The sequence below is a fragment of the Hydrocarboniphaga sp. genome, from assembly GCF_965279055.1.
Lineage (GTDB): Bacteria > Pseudomonadota > Gammaproteobacteria > Nevskiales > Nevskiaceae > Hydrocarboniphaga.
In genome coordinates, this window is record NZ_OZ257125.1 from 2,924,702 (window position 1) to 2,938,695 (window position 13,994).

At 66.7% G+C, this 13,994-nt stretch carries 17 protein-coding genes; 2 read left to right on the forward strand and 15 right to left on the reverse strand.

What is annotated here, in order from left to right; translation table 11 throughout:
• Nucleotides 1–12 precede the first annotated feature (12 nt).
• From flhB to ACQZF9_RS13240, 8 genes are all read right to left on the reverse strand, one after another.
• Nucleotides 13–1,137, reverse strand: a complete 1,125-nt coding sequence (gene flhB / locus ACQZF9_RS13205; RefSeq protein WP_428309435.1) for a flagellar biosynthesis protein FlhB — start codon at nt 1,135–1,137, stop codon at nt 13–15.
• The gene (gene fliR / locus ACQZF9_RS13210) at nt 1,134–1,922 is read right to left on the reverse strand and encodes a flagellar biosynthetic protein FliR (RefSeq protein ID WP_428309436.1); all 789 of its coding nucleotides are present in this window, start codon (nt 1,920–1,922) and stop codon (nt 1,134–1,136) included. The genes flhB and fliR overlap by 4 nt, the downstream gene beginning before the upstream one ends.
• Before the next feature lie 139 nt (nt 1,923–2,061).
• On the reverse strand, nt 2,062–2,331 hold the full coding sequence (gene fliQ, locus ACQZF9_RS13215) for a flagellar biosynthesis protein FliQ (RefSeq protein ID WP_428309437.1): 270 nt from the start codon (nt 2,329–2,331) through the stop codon (nt 2,062–2,064).
• A complete protein-coding gene (fliP, locus tag ACQZF9_RS13220; RefSeq protein WP_428309438.1) occupies nt 2,328–3,080 on the reverse strand; it encodes a flagellar type III secretion system pore protein FliP in 753 nt (250 codons plus the stop codon). The genes fliQ and fliP overlap by 4 nt, the downstream gene beginning before the upstream one ends.
• Nucleotides 3,077–3,418, reverse strand: coding sequence for a flagellar biosynthetic protein FliO (gene fliO, locus ACQZF9_RS13225; protein WP_428309439.1), 342 nt, complete (start codon nt 3,416–3,418; stop codon nt 3,077–3,079). The genes fliP and fliO overlap by 4 nt, the downstream gene beginning before the upstream one ends.
• A gap of 16 nt (nt 3,419–3,434) precedes the next feature.
• On the reverse strand, nt 3,435–3,758 hold the full coding sequence (gene fliN / locus ACQZF9_RS13230; protein WP_428313426.1) for a flagellar motor switch protein FliN: 324 nt from the start codon (nt 3,756–3,758) through the stop codon (nt 3,435–3,437).
• 29 nt (nt 3,759–3,787) lie between these two features.
• Nucleotides 3,788–4,795, reverse strand: a complete 1,008-nt coding sequence (fliM, locus tag ACQZF9_RS13235; RefSeq protein WP_428309440.1) for a flagellar motor switch protein FliM — start codon at nt 4,793–4,795, stop codon at nt 3,788–3,790.
• Nucleotides 4,795–5,370 (reverse strand): flagellar basal body-associated FliL family protein, encoded by a 576-nt coding sequence (locus ACQZF9_RS13240; protein ID WP_428309441.1) that lies wholly within the window; start codon nt 5,368–5,370, stop codon nt 4,795–4,797. Before ACQZF9_RS13240 ends, fliM begins: the two co-directional genes overlap by 1 nt.
• A gap of 309 nt (nt 5,371–5,679) precedes the next feature.
• Here ACQZF9_RS13240 and ACQZF9_RS13245 point away from each other — a divergent pair, with 309 nt between their 5' ends.
• Complete coding sequence (locus ACQZF9_RS13245) at nt 5,680–6,105, forward strand: hypothetical protein (RefSeq protein ID WP_428309442.1); 426 nt, start codon at nt 5,680–5,682, stop codon at nt 6,103–6,105.
• Between the two features lie 39 nt (nt 6,106–6,144).
• On the opposite strand, the gene ACQZF9_RS13250 is transcribed toward ACQZF9_RS13245, so the two are convergent.
• From ACQZF9_RS13250 to fliE, 7 genes are all read right to left on the reverse strand, one after another.
• A complete protein-coding gene (locus ACQZF9_RS13250; RefSeq protein ID WP_428309443.1) occupies nt 6,145–7,224 on the reverse strand; it encodes a flagellar hook-length control protein FliK in 1,080 nt (359 codons plus the stop codon).
• Nucleotides 7,221–7,643 (reverse strand): flagellar export protein FliJ, encoded by a 423-nt coding sequence (gene fliJ / locus ACQZF9_RS13255; protein ID WP_428309444.1) that lies wholly within the window; start codon nt 7,641–7,643, stop codon nt 7,221–7,223. Before fliJ ends, ACQZF9_RS13250 begins: the two co-directional genes overlap by 4 nt.
• A gap of 12 nt (nt 7,644–7,655) precedes the next feature.
• Complete coding sequence (fliI, locus tag ACQZF9_RS13260) at nt 7,656–9,008, reverse strand: flagellar protein export ATPase FliI (RefSeq protein WP_428309445.1); 1,353 nt, start codon at nt 9,006–9,008, stop codon at nt 7,656–7,658.
• Nucleotides 9,009–9,156: 148 nt separating this feature from the next.
• Nucleotides 9,157–9,810, reverse strand: coding sequence for a FliH/SctL family protein (locus ACQZF9_RS13265; protein ID WP_428309446.1), 654 nt, complete (start codon nt 9,808–9,810; stop codon nt 9,157–9,159).
• Nucleotides 9,794–10,780, reverse strand: coding sequence for a flagellar motor switch protein FliG (gene fliG / locus ACQZF9_RS13270; RefSeq protein ID WP_428313427.1), 987 nt, complete (start codon nt 10,778–10,780; stop codon nt 9,794–9,796). Before fliG ends, ACQZF9_RS13265 begins: the two co-directional genes overlap by 17 nt.
• A gap of 25 nt (nt 10,781–10,805) precedes the next feature.
• On the reverse strand, nt 10,806–12,521 hold the full coding sequence (fliF, locus tag ACQZF9_RS13275; protein ID WP_428309447.1) for a flagellar basal-body MS-ring/collar protein FliF: 1,716 nt from the start codon (nt 12,519–12,521) through the stop codon (nt 10,806–10,808).
• A gap of 61 nt (nt 12,522–12,582) precedes the next feature.
• On the reverse strand, nt 12,583–12,939 hold the full coding sequence (fliE, locus tag ACQZF9_RS13280; RefSeq protein WP_428309448.1) for a flagellar hook-basal body complex protein FliE: 357 nt from the start codon (nt 12,937–12,939) through the stop codon (nt 12,583–12,585).
• A gap of 222 nt (nt 12,940–13,161) precedes the next feature.
• Here fliE and ACQZF9_RS13285 point away from each other — a divergent pair, with 222 nt between their 5' ends.
• Nucleotides 13,162–13,890, forward strand: coding sequence for a HugZ family protein (locus ACQZF9_RS13285; RefSeq protein WP_428309449.1), 729 nt, complete (start codon nt 13,162–13,164; stop codon nt 13,888–13,890).
• The last annotated feature ends 104 nt before the right edge of the window (nt 13,891–13,994 follow it).

Consider the following 13,994-nt stretch of genomic DNA (forward strand, 5'->3'; position numbering starts at 1 on the left):
CTCCCGGTTTCACTACGCGTCGGGATCGGGCTCGCCGCCCGGCACCGGCGCCGTGAAATCCGGCGTCGTGCGCGCCGCGCCGGCCTTCAGCTGGTACAGGTAGGTCAGCACCGCGGCAACCGCCTGGTACAGCTGGCTCGGGATCTCCTTGTCGAGCTCGACGCTGCGATACAGCGCGCGCGCCAGCGGCGGCGCGGACACCAGCGCGACCTTGTGCTGAGTCGCGAGTTCGCGAATCGCGGCGGCGATCACGCCGGCACCTTTGGCGACGACCATCGGCGCGCGCATCTTGCCGGCGCTGTACTTGATCGCGACCGCGTAGTGCGTCGGGTTGGTGATGACGACGTCGGCGCCGGCAACTTTCTCCATCATCCGCGCGCGCGCCATCTGGTGCTGCAACTGCCGGATCTTGGCTTTTACTTCGGGCCGGCCGTCCGACTCTTTCATCTCGTCGCGCACTTCCTTCTTGGTCATGCGCATTTCCTTGCTGTGCTTCCACCACTGGTACGGCGCGTCGACCGCCGCCACCAGCATCAGTCCGCCGGTCATCCACACCAGGCACCACAGCGACAGCGACAGCGCCTGCGCGATGGCACTCGCGGTATCGATGCGCGCCAGCTCCATCAGGTCGTTGCGATGGCCCCAGATGTAGAGCCAGCCGACCGCGCCGATCACGCTGAATTTCAGCAGGCTCTTGCCGAGCTCGACCAGCGCGGTCGACGACACCATTCGCGCCAGGCCTTTTAGTGGATTGATTCGCGAAAACTGCGGCTGAAACGCCTGTGCGCTGAAGTTCCAGCCGCCGATCAGCGCCGGCGCGATCAGCGCGGCGAGCAGGCTCGCGCCGAGCAGCGGCGCGATCGCGATCAGTGCGTCCGACAGGCGCAGGAACAGCATGCCGATCACACGCGTCGGATCTTCCAGCAAGGCGGCATCGAAGCGCAGGCTTTCGCGCATCAGCGCGAGGCCCTGCCCGGCCAGCTTGTGGCCGAGGCTGATGATGCCGATCATCGACACGCCGACCGTCAACGCCGTCGACAGCTCGCGCGAGCGCGCGACATTGCCTTTCTTGCGGGCTTCGCGCTCCCGCTTGGGTGTGGCTTTTTCTGTTTTATCTTGCGTGCTGTCGCCGCTCACGGCGCGGCCCCGACGACACCGATCAGGCCGGCCATGAAGCTCCAGGCCTGGTCGAGCTGATGCGTGAACACGTGGCGCAGGCTCGGCAGATCGATACGAAGCAGCAACAGGCCTGCGGCCAGCGACAGCGGAAAGCCGACCGACAGGCCGTTGAGCGTCGGCGCGCTGCGGCTCATCACGCCGAACGCGAGATTCACCAGCAGCAGCGCCGCCATCGTCGGCAGCGCCAGCGATACCGCGGCGCCGAACATCGTCACGCCGCTATTCGCCATCGCCTCGAAGCTGCGCGCGCCGATCACCGTGCTGGCATCGGGCGCGACCTGGAAGCTGGTCGCCAGCAATTCGATCAGCCGCAGATGCCCATCGAGCGTCAGGAACAGCAGCATCGCGATCAGGTGCAGGAACTGGCCGATCACCGGCGCGTCGGTGCCGCGCACCGGGTCGGCCATGCGCGCGAAACCCAGGCCCATGCTGCTGCCTATCAGTTCGCCGCCGAGCACCACCGCTTCGAACACCAGTTTCAACACGAAGCCGAGCATGATGCCGAGCAAGGTCTCCTGCGCCATGCGCAGCCACCACACCGCGGTGAATGCGGCCAGCGGCGGCGTTGCCGGCAGCAGCGGCGCGACGATCAGGGTCAGCGCCAGCGCGAACATCAACCGCACGCGCGCCGGCGAGGATTTGTCGCCGATCACCGGCGCGCTGATCAGCAGACCGCCGATGCGCGCCAGCGGAAACAGTGCGGCCTGGATCCAGGCCTGCAGTTGTGCGTCGGTGATATTCATGCGGAGTTCCCTTCTCCCTCCGGGAGAAGGTGTCGCGAAGCGACGGATGAGGGTGTTGAAGTATGCGCGTCCGTCGAGGCCCTCACCCCTGCCCCTCTCCCGAAGGGAGAGGGGATGCGATGGCGCGTCGGCATTAGCATCAGTGAACCAGGCCCGGGATGCCTTCGATCAGCCGGCGCGTGAATTCGGTCAGCAGTCGCAGCATCCACGGCCCCATGAACACCAGCACCGCGGCCATCGCGATGACCTTGGGGATGAACGACAGTGTTGCCTCGTTGATCTGCGTCGCCGCCTGGAACATGCCCACCAGCAGGCCGATCGCCAGCGCCACCAGCAGCATTGGCGCCCCAATCATCAGCGCCAGCTGCAGCGCCTGCTGGCCCTGGTTCATGACTTCTTCCGGCGTCATTTGATGAAGCTCCCGGCCAGCGAGCCCATCACCAGGCTCCAGCCATCGACCAGCACAAACAGCATCAGTTTGAACGGCAATGAAATCAGCATCGGCGACAGCATCATCATGCCCATGCTCATCAGCACGCTGGAAACAATCAGATCGATGATGATGAAGGGAATGAACAGCAGAAAGCCGATCTCGAACGCGGTCGTCAGCTCGCTGGTCATGAACGCCGGCGCGAGAATGCGGAAAGGCACGTCCTCGGGCTTGTCGAAGGAATCCAGGCCGGCGATGCGCGTGAACGTCATCAGATCGGCTTCGCGCGTCTGCGTCAGCATGAACTCGCGCAGCGGCTTGATGCCGGTCTGCAGCGCCGGCTCGAACTCCATCTGGCCGTCGAGATACGGCTTGGCCGCGGTGGTGTACATCGCGTCCAGCGTCGGGCTCATGATGAACAGCGTCAGGAACAGCGACAGGCCGACCAGGATCTGATTCGACGGCGTATTGCCGGTGCCCAGCGCCTGTCTGAGCAGACCCAGCACGACGATGATGCGCGTGAACGAGCTCATCATCAGCAGCGCCGCCGGCAGCAGCGTGATCCCGGTCATCAGGATCAGCGTCTGGATGCTCAAGGAATAAGTCTGGCCACCGCCGGCGGCGGGGACGACGTTGACCGCCGGCAGGCCCGGCGCCGCGCACACCGCGACCGGCAACAGCAGCAGTCCCGCAGCCACGCACAGCTTGCGACGCAGCGCAGTGCTCATTCCGACTTCCCCAGCGCCTTCTTCAGCAGATCGCCGAAATTCGGTGCCTGCGTCGCCGCTGCGACCGGCGCCACTTCCAGCAATTCCGGGACGGTGTCGAACACATGCAGCGTACTGACGCGCCCTGGCGCAACGCCGATCAGCAGGTGTTTGCCGCCGGCCTCGATCCACAGCACGCGCTCGCGGTTGCCGACCGACAGGCCGCTATGCAGGCGCAGCGCGCCGCTGCCCTTGGGCCGCAGGTTCTGCACGCGGCGCAGTATCCAGGCCAGCGCGAAAATCGCACCGACCACCAGCAGCAGGCTCAACAGCGACTGCATCAGGCTCGTGGTTTCCACCTGGGTTCGATCTCGCTCAGCGCAGCTTGCGGATGCGCTCGGTGGGGCTGACCACGTCGGTCAGGCGCACGCCGAAGCGATCGTTGATCACCACCACTTCGCCATGCGCGATCAGGGTGCCGTTGACGTAGATGTCCAGCGGTTCGCCGGCAGCGCGCTCCAGCTCGACCACCGAGCCGGGGTTGAGCTGCAACAGGTTGCGGATCGGGATGCGCGCGCGGCCGACTTCCATCGACAAGGTCACCGAGACGTCGAGGATCACGTCCAGGCCCTGCTCGCTGTCGGGGCCACGCGCCGCGTTGGCATCGTTGGAGAGGTTCTGGAAACTGGCGCGCGGCAGTTCCTGCGCGCCTGCACTTAAGGGGTTGGTCACTGGCGGGGTCCGATGGCGAGTTTCTGGGGGGGAGTTCTATGAATGACGTTGGTGACACGCACCGCGTTGCGGCCGTTGGCGACGCCGAAAGTACCGCGGAAAACCGGCATGTCCTCGACGTACAGATCCACGGTCTTGCCCATGGTGATCGGCACCACGTCGCCGGCTTTCAAATTCATCAGCTGGCGCAGGCTGATCGTCGCGGTCGCGAGCTGACTCTCGACGGCGACTTCGGTGTCCTTGATCTGCTGCTCCAGTGCCTGCGTCCAGCGCTCGTCGCGCTCGGCGCGGTCCGACTGCAGGCCAGCGTCGAGCTGCTCGCGGATCGGCTCGATCATGGAATACGGAATGGTCACGTGCAGATGGCCGGAGCCGCCTTCCAGATCGATCTTGAAGCGCGACACGACGACGATATCCGAGGGGCTGACGATGTTGGCGAAATGCGGGTTGACCTCGGACTGCTGATATTCGAAATCCAGATCCAGTACCGGCGACCAGGCTTCGCGCAGGTCGGCGAACACCTGGCGCAGCAGCAACTGGATCACGCGATTCTCGGTCGGCGTGAATTCACGGCCTTCGATCTTGATCGCGTTGCGGCCGTCGCCGCCGAAAAAATTATCGACGACGGTAAACACCAGCTTGGGCTCGAAGATAAACAGCGCGCTGCCGCGCAGCGGCTTGATCTTGACCACGTTGAGACTGGTCGGCACGTACAGGCTGTGCGTGTATTCGGCGAACTTCTGCATCTCGATGCCGATCACGGTCAGCTCCGGCGTGCGCCGCAGCATGTTGAACAGCGAGATGCGGAACAGGCGCGCAAAGCGCTCGTTGATCATCTCCAGCGTCGGCAGCCGGCCGCGCACCAGGCGGTCCTGGGTGGCGAAGTCATAGTGCCGCGCCTCGCCCGGCGCAGCCGGTGGCGGCGTGGTGTCGACCACGCCGCTGTCGACGCCGTGCAGCAGCGCGTCGATCTCGTCCTGGGATAGCAGCTCGCGTGAGCTCATTACTGCATCACGAAATTGGTAAAGAACAGACCCTGCACCTGGGTTTCGCCGGTCTCTTCCTTGAGCACTCCCTGCACCGCGGCCAGCGCCTGCTTCTGCAGCGTCTCCTTGCCCTGGCGATCGACGATGTCGTCGTACTTCTGCTGCGTGAACAGCATCATCAGCGTGTTGCGGATGCGCGGCATGTGGGTCTTGGCGGCTTCGACGCCGCCGTTGCTGCGCGACATCAGCTCCATGTCCACCGACAGATAGCGCATGTTGACGTTGTCGTTGAGGTTGACCACGATCGCCGGCGAAATCGGCAGATACTGCGCGGCGCCGGCCTTGGCGCCTTCGTGCTCGCCGCCGCCGTGTTCGTCGCCATGCGACTCGGCCGCGGCCTCATGGCTCTCGGCCGCGGCGCCGTGCTCGCCGCTGCTGGCGCCCTTCGACGAAGCGGCCGGCTTGGTGACGAAATAGACGCCGCCGCCTGCCGCCGCCGCACCGACGACGGTGCACAGCAGCAGCGGCAGCAGTCCGCCCTTTTTCTTGGATGCGGCGACAGGAACCTGATCGGCGGTGGGGGCGCTGGCCATACGAGAACTCCGGTGGTGACGAGCCCCAGGTACAAGCGCTGTGCCAGGGCTCGCGACGCCTCGTTCGGATCGGCCGACGGGAAATTGACGTGGCGTTCGCTTGCTGGCTCGCCACGCGGCCGACGGAAATGCGTCGCGCCGAACTGCCTCGCCGCCGTCTAAGTCGTGTGCACCCGCGAAGCCGGCGCGGCCAACCCGGCTATCCGTTTCTGGTCGCCGGCTGTCCTGCCAGCAGGCATGGTGTGGCAGTGGTTTTGCAAGACTCCTCCCAACCGGGATCACCCGGCCCCATCACCTGGAGGCGCAGGCATGCGGAAGACACTGGCCACGACCCTGATCGTCAGCTGCCTGGCAGCCTGCCCGTCCGTGTTGGCCGCCGATGCCTCGAGCAACTACGACAGCGATGGCATCGACAGCATCGGCCTGAGCCTGAGCCTGCCTTTCGGTGGCAGCCGCCCCGGCCAGCGCTGGCTGGAGAGCGCCGAGTCCTCGTTGAACCTGGGTGTCACCCGCTACCAGCAGGTGAACAATTACTGGGCCTGCACCGACAGCTGCCAGCAACGTCTCTACACGCCGCGCAGCTACAGCATCAGCCTGACCGGCCTGGCCGACGCCGCCGCCCAGATCGCCGCGCCGGCGCAGGACATGAAGCTGCAACTCGGCCGCTGGCGCGATCTGCTGATCGATACCCAGACGCTGCCGGAGTCGGTGCGCGACGAGGAGCGCCAGCGCTAGCGCTCGCCGCCCGCCCGCGCGGGCTTGACCACCTCAGCCTCAGGCGAACTGATCCAGCAGCCCGACGCGGCGACGCGTCGCCACCGGCGTCACGCTCTGCGATTCTGTTGCGTCGCCATCACGCTGGCTTCCACCGCTGCGCGTCGCCTGCGATTGCGACGACGCCTGCTGTTGCTGCTGCGACAAGCCACCGCTGAGCTGGAAGCTCGCGGTGGCGGCGTTGACCAGGTTCGGTGCCAGCAGCTCGCGCAGCTGCGGCAGGCTGGCTTCGATCGCCTGGCGCGCCTGCACGGTCTGCACGTCGAAGCTGACTTTGGTGCTGCCGTCGTGACTCAGCTCGACCTTGATCTGCAGGCTGCCGAGTTCGGCCGGATGCAGGCTGATGCGCGCCTCCTGCAAGGCGCCGCCATGCGCGCGCGCGGTGTCGCTCATCCAGACGATACGCTCGGCCAGCGGCTCGGCGAGCTCGCCGTGCGGTACCGGCTGTGACGGCGCCGGCGTTGCCACCGCCGCCGCGCGATCGGTGCCGGTGAGCGCGGCGGCCGGTGCATGCAGCAGCACCAGCAGCGCGTCGGCGACGGTGTCGTGTGCGGCCGGCAGCGCGGTGACGTCGGTCTGCGTCGCCGGTGTCGGCAGCGCGTCATCGACGCCGCCGCCGCCGGGCTGATGCGGCAACAGAAGCGGATCGGCTTGCGCACTGCGGCCAGTGGTCGCGACATCGCCGCCGATGCCAGGCAGTCCGCTGCTTGCTGATGGAGCCGCTTCGTCGAGCGGCGCGCTGCGATCGGTTTTCGGCGGCATCGCCAGTATCGTCTGCAGCAGGCTCGCGACCAGACCCAGGCCCTGCGTCGAGTCTGCGTTGTCGCTTTCGGACTCGTCCGCGCTGCGCTCATCCTTGGTCTGGTTCGTGGTTTTGTCCGGCTGAGCCGCCTCGGCGCTGGCCTGCTCCGCATCAGCGGCGGCGTCGCTGCTCGCCTTCAGGCAGTCGCCGAAACGGTCGCCGTCGTTCGCGGCTTGCTTGGCGTCGTGGGCGGCGGCGATCCTGTTGGCCGCAGCGCTTGCGGTGCTGCGCGTCGGCGTGGCGACCGCGGGCAGCGATACGTCGGCGGCGAGATTCAAGACTGGCCCCGCGCCGCGGCCATGCGCAGCGCCAGCTCGTCCAGATCGCGTTGTTCGCGCTTGTCCTGCTGCGCCTGTTCGTGAATGCGCGCGCGGTCAATCAGCTTGTCGTACAGCTCGGTCTGGCGATGCGTCGCGATCCAGCGCTGGCGCTGCGTCTCGACGTTGCGCCGGGCGAGATCGACCGCGCGGCGCTGCTGGATGATCGCCTCGGCCAGCTTCAGCCGGAAAGCCTCGCGATTGCGCAGCATCTCGACGCTGGCGGTGGTCGACGGCGGCTCGCGGTAGTTCTCCAGTTCGCGCAACTGGTTCTCGCGCAGAGCCAGGCTCTTGCGCGCCTCGTTCAGATCGCGCGCCGCTTCGTCTTCGCGTTTCTCGGCGAGTTCCTGAATCGGTACCAGACGCTTCTGCTCAAGCATGTGCGCAGTCCTTTAGAGATTGAAGATGCCGGCAAGCGCCTTGCGGCTGGTGGCCGCGTCGCTGCCTTCGTCGACGTCCTGGCGAAGGAAGGCCTCGATGCGCGGCCACAGCGCCAAAGCCTCGTCGACACGCGGATCGGAGCCGCGCTGGTAGGCGCCGATCGCGATCAGGTCGCGATTGCGCTGGTAAGTGGAAACCGCGGCGCGGAACCGCCGCGCCAGCTGCTGATGTTCCGGTGCGACGATGCTCTGCATCACGCGCGAGATCGAAGCTTCGACATCGATCGCCGGGAAAATGCCGGACTCGGCGATCTGCCGCGACAGCAGGATGTGGCCATCGAGCACGCCGCGCGCGGTGTCGGCGATCGGATCATTCGGATCGTCGCCTTCGGTCAGCACGGTGTAGAACGCGGTGATCGATCCGCCGCCCTTGCTGCCGTTGCCGGCGCGCTCGACCATTTTCGGAATCAGCGCGAACACGCTGGGCGGATAGCCGCGCGTGGTCGGCGGCTCGCCGATCGCCAGGCCGATCTCGCGCTGCGCCTGGGCGACGCGCGTCAGCGAATCCATCAACAACAAAACATTCTTGCCGCGATCACGGAAGCTCTCGGCGATCGAGGTGGCCAGCCAGGCACCGCGCAGGCGCTGCATCGGCGAGCGGTCTGCCGGCGTCGCCACGACGACCGCGCGGCGACGACCTTCCTCGCCCAGACTGTGGTCGAGAAAATCGCGCACTTCGCGGCCACGTTCGCCGACCAGGCCGACGACGATGACATCGGCGTTGGTATAGCGCGTCATCATGCCGAGCAAGGTCGATTTACCGACGCCGGTGCCGGCGAACAGGCCGAGACGCTGGCCGCGGCCGACGGTCAGCAGCGCGTTGATCGCGCGCACACCGGTATCCAACACATCGCGTATCGGTTCGCGCGACAGCGGATTGATCACCGCATTGCCGACACTGGCGCGATCGCAGACCAGGCGACCGATGTCGTCCAGCGGCCGGCCTTCACCGTCGAGCACGCGGCCCAGTAAACCGTCGCCGACCGGCACCGTCGCCGTCTTCGCCAGCGGCACGACGCGCGCATTGGCCTGCACGCCGCGCAGATCGCCGATCGGCATCAGATAAGTGCGGTCACCATTGAAGCCGACCACTTCGGCCTCGACCGCGCCGCCGTCGGCATTGAGCACGCTGACCCTGCTGCCCATGCGCACCTGGCAACCGACCGCTTCCAAGGTCAGGCCGGTGACGCGCTTGAGCATGCCTTCGACGACGACGGTGTGAGATTCGGCAACGCGGCTGCGCGCGCCTTTCAGCGCCGCGCCGAGCTTGCGGTCGCGCTGAATCTGGAAGCTGCTGGCGGTCATTGCGGCGCTTCCTCTCTCCCGCGTGCGGGAGAGAGTGCCCCGAAGGGGCAAGAGAGGACGCTTTTGCTGGCGACGGCCCTCTCCCGGCGCTGCGCGCCACCCTCTCCCGCACGCGGGAGAGGGGCAACCGCGACGGCGAAATCCGACATCACTCGTGCTCCCCGAGCAGCGAGCGTGCAATGCCCGCCTGCCGCGTATCGAGCAGCGCATCGACCGTCGCGCTTTCGGTGACCAGGCGCACGTCGCCGCGGCGCAGCGTGTTGTCCGCGACCAGGCGCCAGCTGACCACGTCCGGGGGCACCGGCATGTTCTGCAGGATGGCGGCGTCTTCGGCGTGCAGATGCACGCGCACATCGCGCGGCGGCGGCGTCAGCGAGGCGACGGCGTCGCGCACCGCGCTCGCGACGAGGGCCGGATCGAGCTGCAATTGTTCATCGACCAGGCGACGCGCGACTTCGATGGTCAGCGCGATCAGGGTGCGTTCGACCTCGGCGTCGAGATCGGCCAGCGGCCGCGACAGATGCGCGACCAGATCGCGCAGGCGCTGCGCTTCGTCGCGCACGGCTTGCGCGCCGAGGCTGCGGCCTTCGGCGAGGCCTTCGCCGAGGCCGCGCTGATAGCCTTCGGCATGCGCCGCGGCTTCGATGGCTTCCAGCGCCTCGGCGGTCAGCGGCTGCTGCTGCGCTTGCGTGTCCTGGCTGAAGCTGAGCAGCGGCATTTCCCAAAGGCGCGCGCTGGCGGCGCGATCGCCGGCAAGTATCGTGTCGGACGAGTTGCTGGTGGCTTCAGACAAAGTCGTCACCCTTGCCGCCTAACTGAATTTCGCCAGCCTCGGACAGGCGCCGCGCGACCAGCAGGATTTCCTTCTGCGCGGCCTCGACATCGGCCAGGCGTACCGGGCCTTTGGCCGCCATGTCTTCCACCAGCATGTCGGCCGCGCGCTTGGACATGTTCTTCAGCACCTTGTCCTTGACGCGGCTGTCGGCGCCTTTCAGCGCCACCGTCAGCATATCGCCGTTGACTTCGCGCAGCAGCGCCTGGATGCCGCGATCGTCGACTTCGCCGAGATCGTCGAACACGAACATCAGGTCCTGGATACGCTGCGACAGGTCACTGTCCATCTCGCCGATCTTGTCGATGATCGCGGACTCGGCAGTCGAGTCCATCAGATTCAGAATGTTCGCAGCGACCTTGATACCGCCAACGCTCGACGACTTCAGATTGGTGCCGCCGGAGAACTGCTTCTCCATGATTTCATCGAGCTCGCGCAGCGCCTGCGGCTGAATGCCATCGAGGCGCGCGATGCGCATCAGCACGTCGCTTTTCATGCGCTCCGGCAACAGCATCAGCACTTCGGCTGCCTGGTCGGAATCCAGGTAGGCGAGCACGATCGCCACGATCTGCGGATGCTCGTTGCGCACCAGGTCGGCGACCGCCCGCGTCTCCATCCACTTCAGGGCTTCAAGGCCCTTGCTGTTGCGGCCGAGCAGGATGCGGTCGATCAGGCTGCCGGCCTTGTCTTCACCGAGCGCGCCGACCAGCACGCGGCGCACGTAGTCGTCGGAGCCGACGCCGATCGAGGTCTGCGTGTCGAGTTCGGTGACGAAGCGCGTGACCACGGTCTCGACGCGGTCGCGCGAGACGTTGGCCAGCGAGGCCATCGCCTGTCCGACACGCTGCACGTCCTTGGCGCCCATGTGCTTGAGCACCTGCGCAGCCTCGTTCTCGCCGAGCGACATCAGCAGGATCGCGGCGCGCTCCGGGCCGGCGATCTTGCCGGCGTCTGCAGTCTTGGCATCAGCCATCTTCGTTCAACCAGGTTTTCATGACTTGAGCAACACGCTTCGGATCCTGACTGACCGCGCTGCGCGCCGCGTCGATGTGCGAGTCGTAGCTCGACGGCGGCAACGCGGCCTGCTGCTGCGCATGCGCCTCGATTCTCTGCTGCGCCGAAATCGACAGCTGATCGGCAGCCAGATGCTCGCCAGTGATCGCGCCCTGCGGCTGATATTCGCCGCCGCTGTTGCGCTGCGTCTGCTGATCCCGCGGACGACCGCTGATCAGCATGCGCAGCATCGGCCGCAGCACGAACTGGATCAGCGCCAGCACCGCGATGGCACCGGCACCCAGGCGTGCGTATTCGCGCACGTCGCTGCGCTGCCATATCGGCTGCTCGGGCTGCGGCTCGATGGCCTCGGCAATGAAGGGCGCGTTCTGCACGGTGACGGTGTCGCCGCGCGCGGCGTCGAAGCCGACGGCCTGCTTGGCGAGCGCTTCGACCTTGGCAAGTTCTTCGGCGGTCAGCGCGACGCTCGTGGTCTTGCCGTCGGCGCCGACGCGCGTGAGGTTGTCGACCAGCACCGCGATCGACAGGCGCTTCAGCCGGCCCTTCGACTGACGCGTGTGGCTCAAGGTGCGGTCGAGCTCGTAATTGCGCGTTTCAGAGCGCGTGCTCTGGCTCGGTGGCGTCGTCGGCGTCGCGGTGCTCGATGCAGCGGCGGCCTTGGCATCGGCCTGTGCGTTCGGCGGCACCGAGGCCGGCGGCTGGTTGCTGGTCGCGCCCGGCACCCCGGAAGCTTCGCTGCTGCTGCCGTCGCGGCGCTGGCTCTCGTTGGTCTGCTCGCTGCGCACCACGGAGTTCTGCGGGTTGTAGCTTTCGCGCGCTTCTTCGGTGACCGAGAAATCGTAGTCGGCGGCGACCTGGGCGCTGAGCCGGTTGGCACCGACCATTGGCGCGATCAGCGACTCGATGCGGCGCACGTAGTCGGCTTCGGCGCGGCGCGTGAACTGGTACTGCTCGCCGCTTTCGGCGAACTCATCGTTGCTCTTGTCGCTGCCGAGCAGACGGCCGAACTGGTCGATCACGGTGACCGCGCCGGGCGCCATGTTGGGCACGCTGGAGGCGACGATGTGTTGTATCGACTCGACCTGATTGGCTTCGAACTGGCGACCGGCCTTGAGTTCGACGACCACCGAAGCCGAGGCATTGCCGCGATTGCCACCGGTAAACGCGCTGGGCTTGGGCACTGCCAGATGCACGCGCGCGCTGCTGACCGGCTGCAGGCTGGACACGGTGCGCGCCAGCTCGGTTTCCAGCGCCAGCTGATAGCGCGCGTTCTCGATGAACTGCGACACGCCGAAGCCCTGCTCGCCCTGGATCATCTCGAAGCCCTGGGCGCCGCCTTTCGGCAGTCCCAGGGAAGCCGCGCGCATGCGCGCGGTGTGCACCTGATCCGGCGCGACGGTGACCGCACCGCTGCCGGCATCGAGCTTGTATTCGATGTTGGCGGCGCGCAGCGCGTCGGCGAGTTCGCTCGAGTCCTTGTCGGACAGGCCGGCGTAGAGCGCGACGTATTCCGGCTTCTGCGACCAGTTGAACATCGTCAGGCCCAGCGCGACCGCGATCGCGATGCCGCCGAACACCGCCAGCTGACGCAGCAGCGGGATGTCCTTCAGGCCCTGCATCTGCCGGAAGCTGGCCATCGCGCCGCCGGATTGGGTGAGCTCAGCCATGCTCGATTGCTCGCTTGTCGTTATTCATCAATGTGGTTTTGGTTTTGGATGAAAGGCGCGCTCAGAGCGGCATGTTCATCACGTCCTGATAGGCGCTGACGACGCGGTTGCGCACCTCGACCATCGCGCGGAACGACACCTGGGCCTTGGCCGAGGCCACCATCACCGTCGCCAAGTCGGTGTCGGGATCGCCGAGTTCGAACTTCTGCTGCAGCTTGCCGGCGGCGTTCTGCGTGTCGGCGACGCTGGCGATGCCCTGCCTGATCATCGAGCCAAAGCCCTGCGAGGCGTTCGTGGCCTGGGTGCCGGCGACTTCGGTGCCCAATGCCATCGGCGGCAACACGGCCGGCCGCACGCCCGCCTGCTGGCTGAGACTGCGAATCTGCGAAAGCACGCTGTTGACGTCGATGCTGCTCATCTGCGATGCCCGAAAGCGAGGTGGACGGGCCCTTCAGGCAAGCGCTGTGCCCGGCGTTGCGCGCAGCGCCACGCCGGGCCGTCGTGTTTCCGTCGCGGCGCCGGCGGCCGGTTTCGGCCAGCGGTGTCGGAAGGCCGTCACCGGCTCAGGATCCGGCACTGGCCCGGCGATCCGGCGGCGCCGCGCTATCCTTGCCGCTCAATCGATCTCGCAGACATCGTCATGGCCAATAACGAAACCTCGGCCGCGCAGGCCCGTGATTTTTACGCGCACCGCCATCAGGGCATCCTGTCGACGATGTCGCTGGCCATGCCCGGCTATCCGTTCGGCTCGGTGGCCACGTTCGCCCCGGACCGCGACAACCGCCCGCTGATCCTGATCAGCGCGATCGCCGAACACACGCGCAACATCAAAGCCGATGCGCGCGTGTCGCTGACCTTGACCGAAGGCGGCAACGACAGCCAGGCCGAAGCGCGGCTGACCATCATCGGCGACGCGTCGCGGGTGCCCGACAGCGAAATCGACGAAGCCGCCGCGCGCTACTACCGGCGCTTCCCGCACGCAACCGACTATCACCGCGCGCACGACTTCTCGTTCTATCGAATCCAGGCGCTGCGCGGCCGCTATATCGGCGGCTTCGGCCGCATCCACTGGGTCGAAGGCGCGGCACTGAACGCACCGAATCCTTTCAGCGAGCAGGACGAAGCCGGCATGATCGACCACATGAACCGCGATCATGCCGATGCGATGCTCGCCTACTGCAGGCTGTTCGATATCGATGTCGGCGCGCAGACGCCGCGCCTGTCGGCGATCGACGGCGAAGGCTTCGACCTGATGCTCGGCCACCGCGTCGCGCGCATCGCCTTCGACTCTCCGGTGCAGACACCGACCGACGTGCGCAAGGCGATGGTCGCACTGGTGCAGCGCGCGCGCAGCGCCACTTCGCGCTGAAAGGCATCGGCCGTTGGTTTGCGCCGCGACTCTTTCTGATAATTCGGCGAGCGCGGGCCGATGATCGGCGCGGGCTTTGTCGCGCGCGACGAACGCGATTGAAT

Excerpts from the sequence above, each read along its gene's own strand:
- ACQZF9_RS13285 (WP_428309449.1), top strand. The coding sequence starts at position 13,162 with ATGGCCAATAACGAAACCTCGGCCGCGCAGGCCCGTGATTTTTACGCG.
- ACQZF9_RS13245 (WP_428309442.1), top strand. The coding sequence starts at position 5,680 with ATGCGGAAGACACTGGCCACGACCCTGATCGTCAGCTGCCTGGCAGCC.
- fliM (WP_428309440.1), bottom strand. The coding sequence starts at position 4,795 with ATGAGCTCACGCGAGCTGCTATCCCAGGACGAGATCGACGCGCTGCTG.
- fliP (WP_428309438.1), bottom strand. The coding sequence starts at position 3,080 with ATGAGCACTGCGCTGCGTCGCAAGCTGTGCGTGGCTGCGGGACTGCTG.
- fliF (WP_428309447.1), bottom strand. The coding sequence starts at position 12,521 with ATGGCTGAGCTCACCCAATCCGGCGGCGCGATGGCCAGCTTCCGGCAG.
- fliI (WP_428309445.1), bottom strand. The coding sequence starts at position 9,008 with ATGACCGCCAGCAGCTTCCAGATTCAGCGCGACCGCAAGCTCGGCGCG.
- ACQZF9_RS13240 (WP_428309441.1), bottom strand. The coding sequence starts at position 5,370 with ATGGCCAGCGCCCCCACCGCCGATCAGGTTCCTGTCGCCGCATCCAAG.
- fliQ (WP_428309437.1), bottom strand. The coding sequence starts at position 2,331 with ATGACGCCGGAAGAAGTCATGAACCAGGGCCAGCAGGCGCTGCAGCTG.
- fliR (WP_428309436.1), bottom strand. The coding sequence starts at position 1,922 with ATGAATATCACCGACGCACAACTGCAGGCCTGGATCCAGGCCGCACTG.
- fliJ (WP_428309444.1), bottom strand. The coding sequence starts at position 7,643 with ATGCTTGAGCAGAAGCGTCTGGTACCGATTCAGGAACTCGCCGAGAAA.
- fliE (WP_428309448.1), bottom strand. The coding sequence starts at position 12,939 with ATGAGCAGCATCGACGTCAACAGCGTGCTTTCGCAGATTCGCAGTCTC.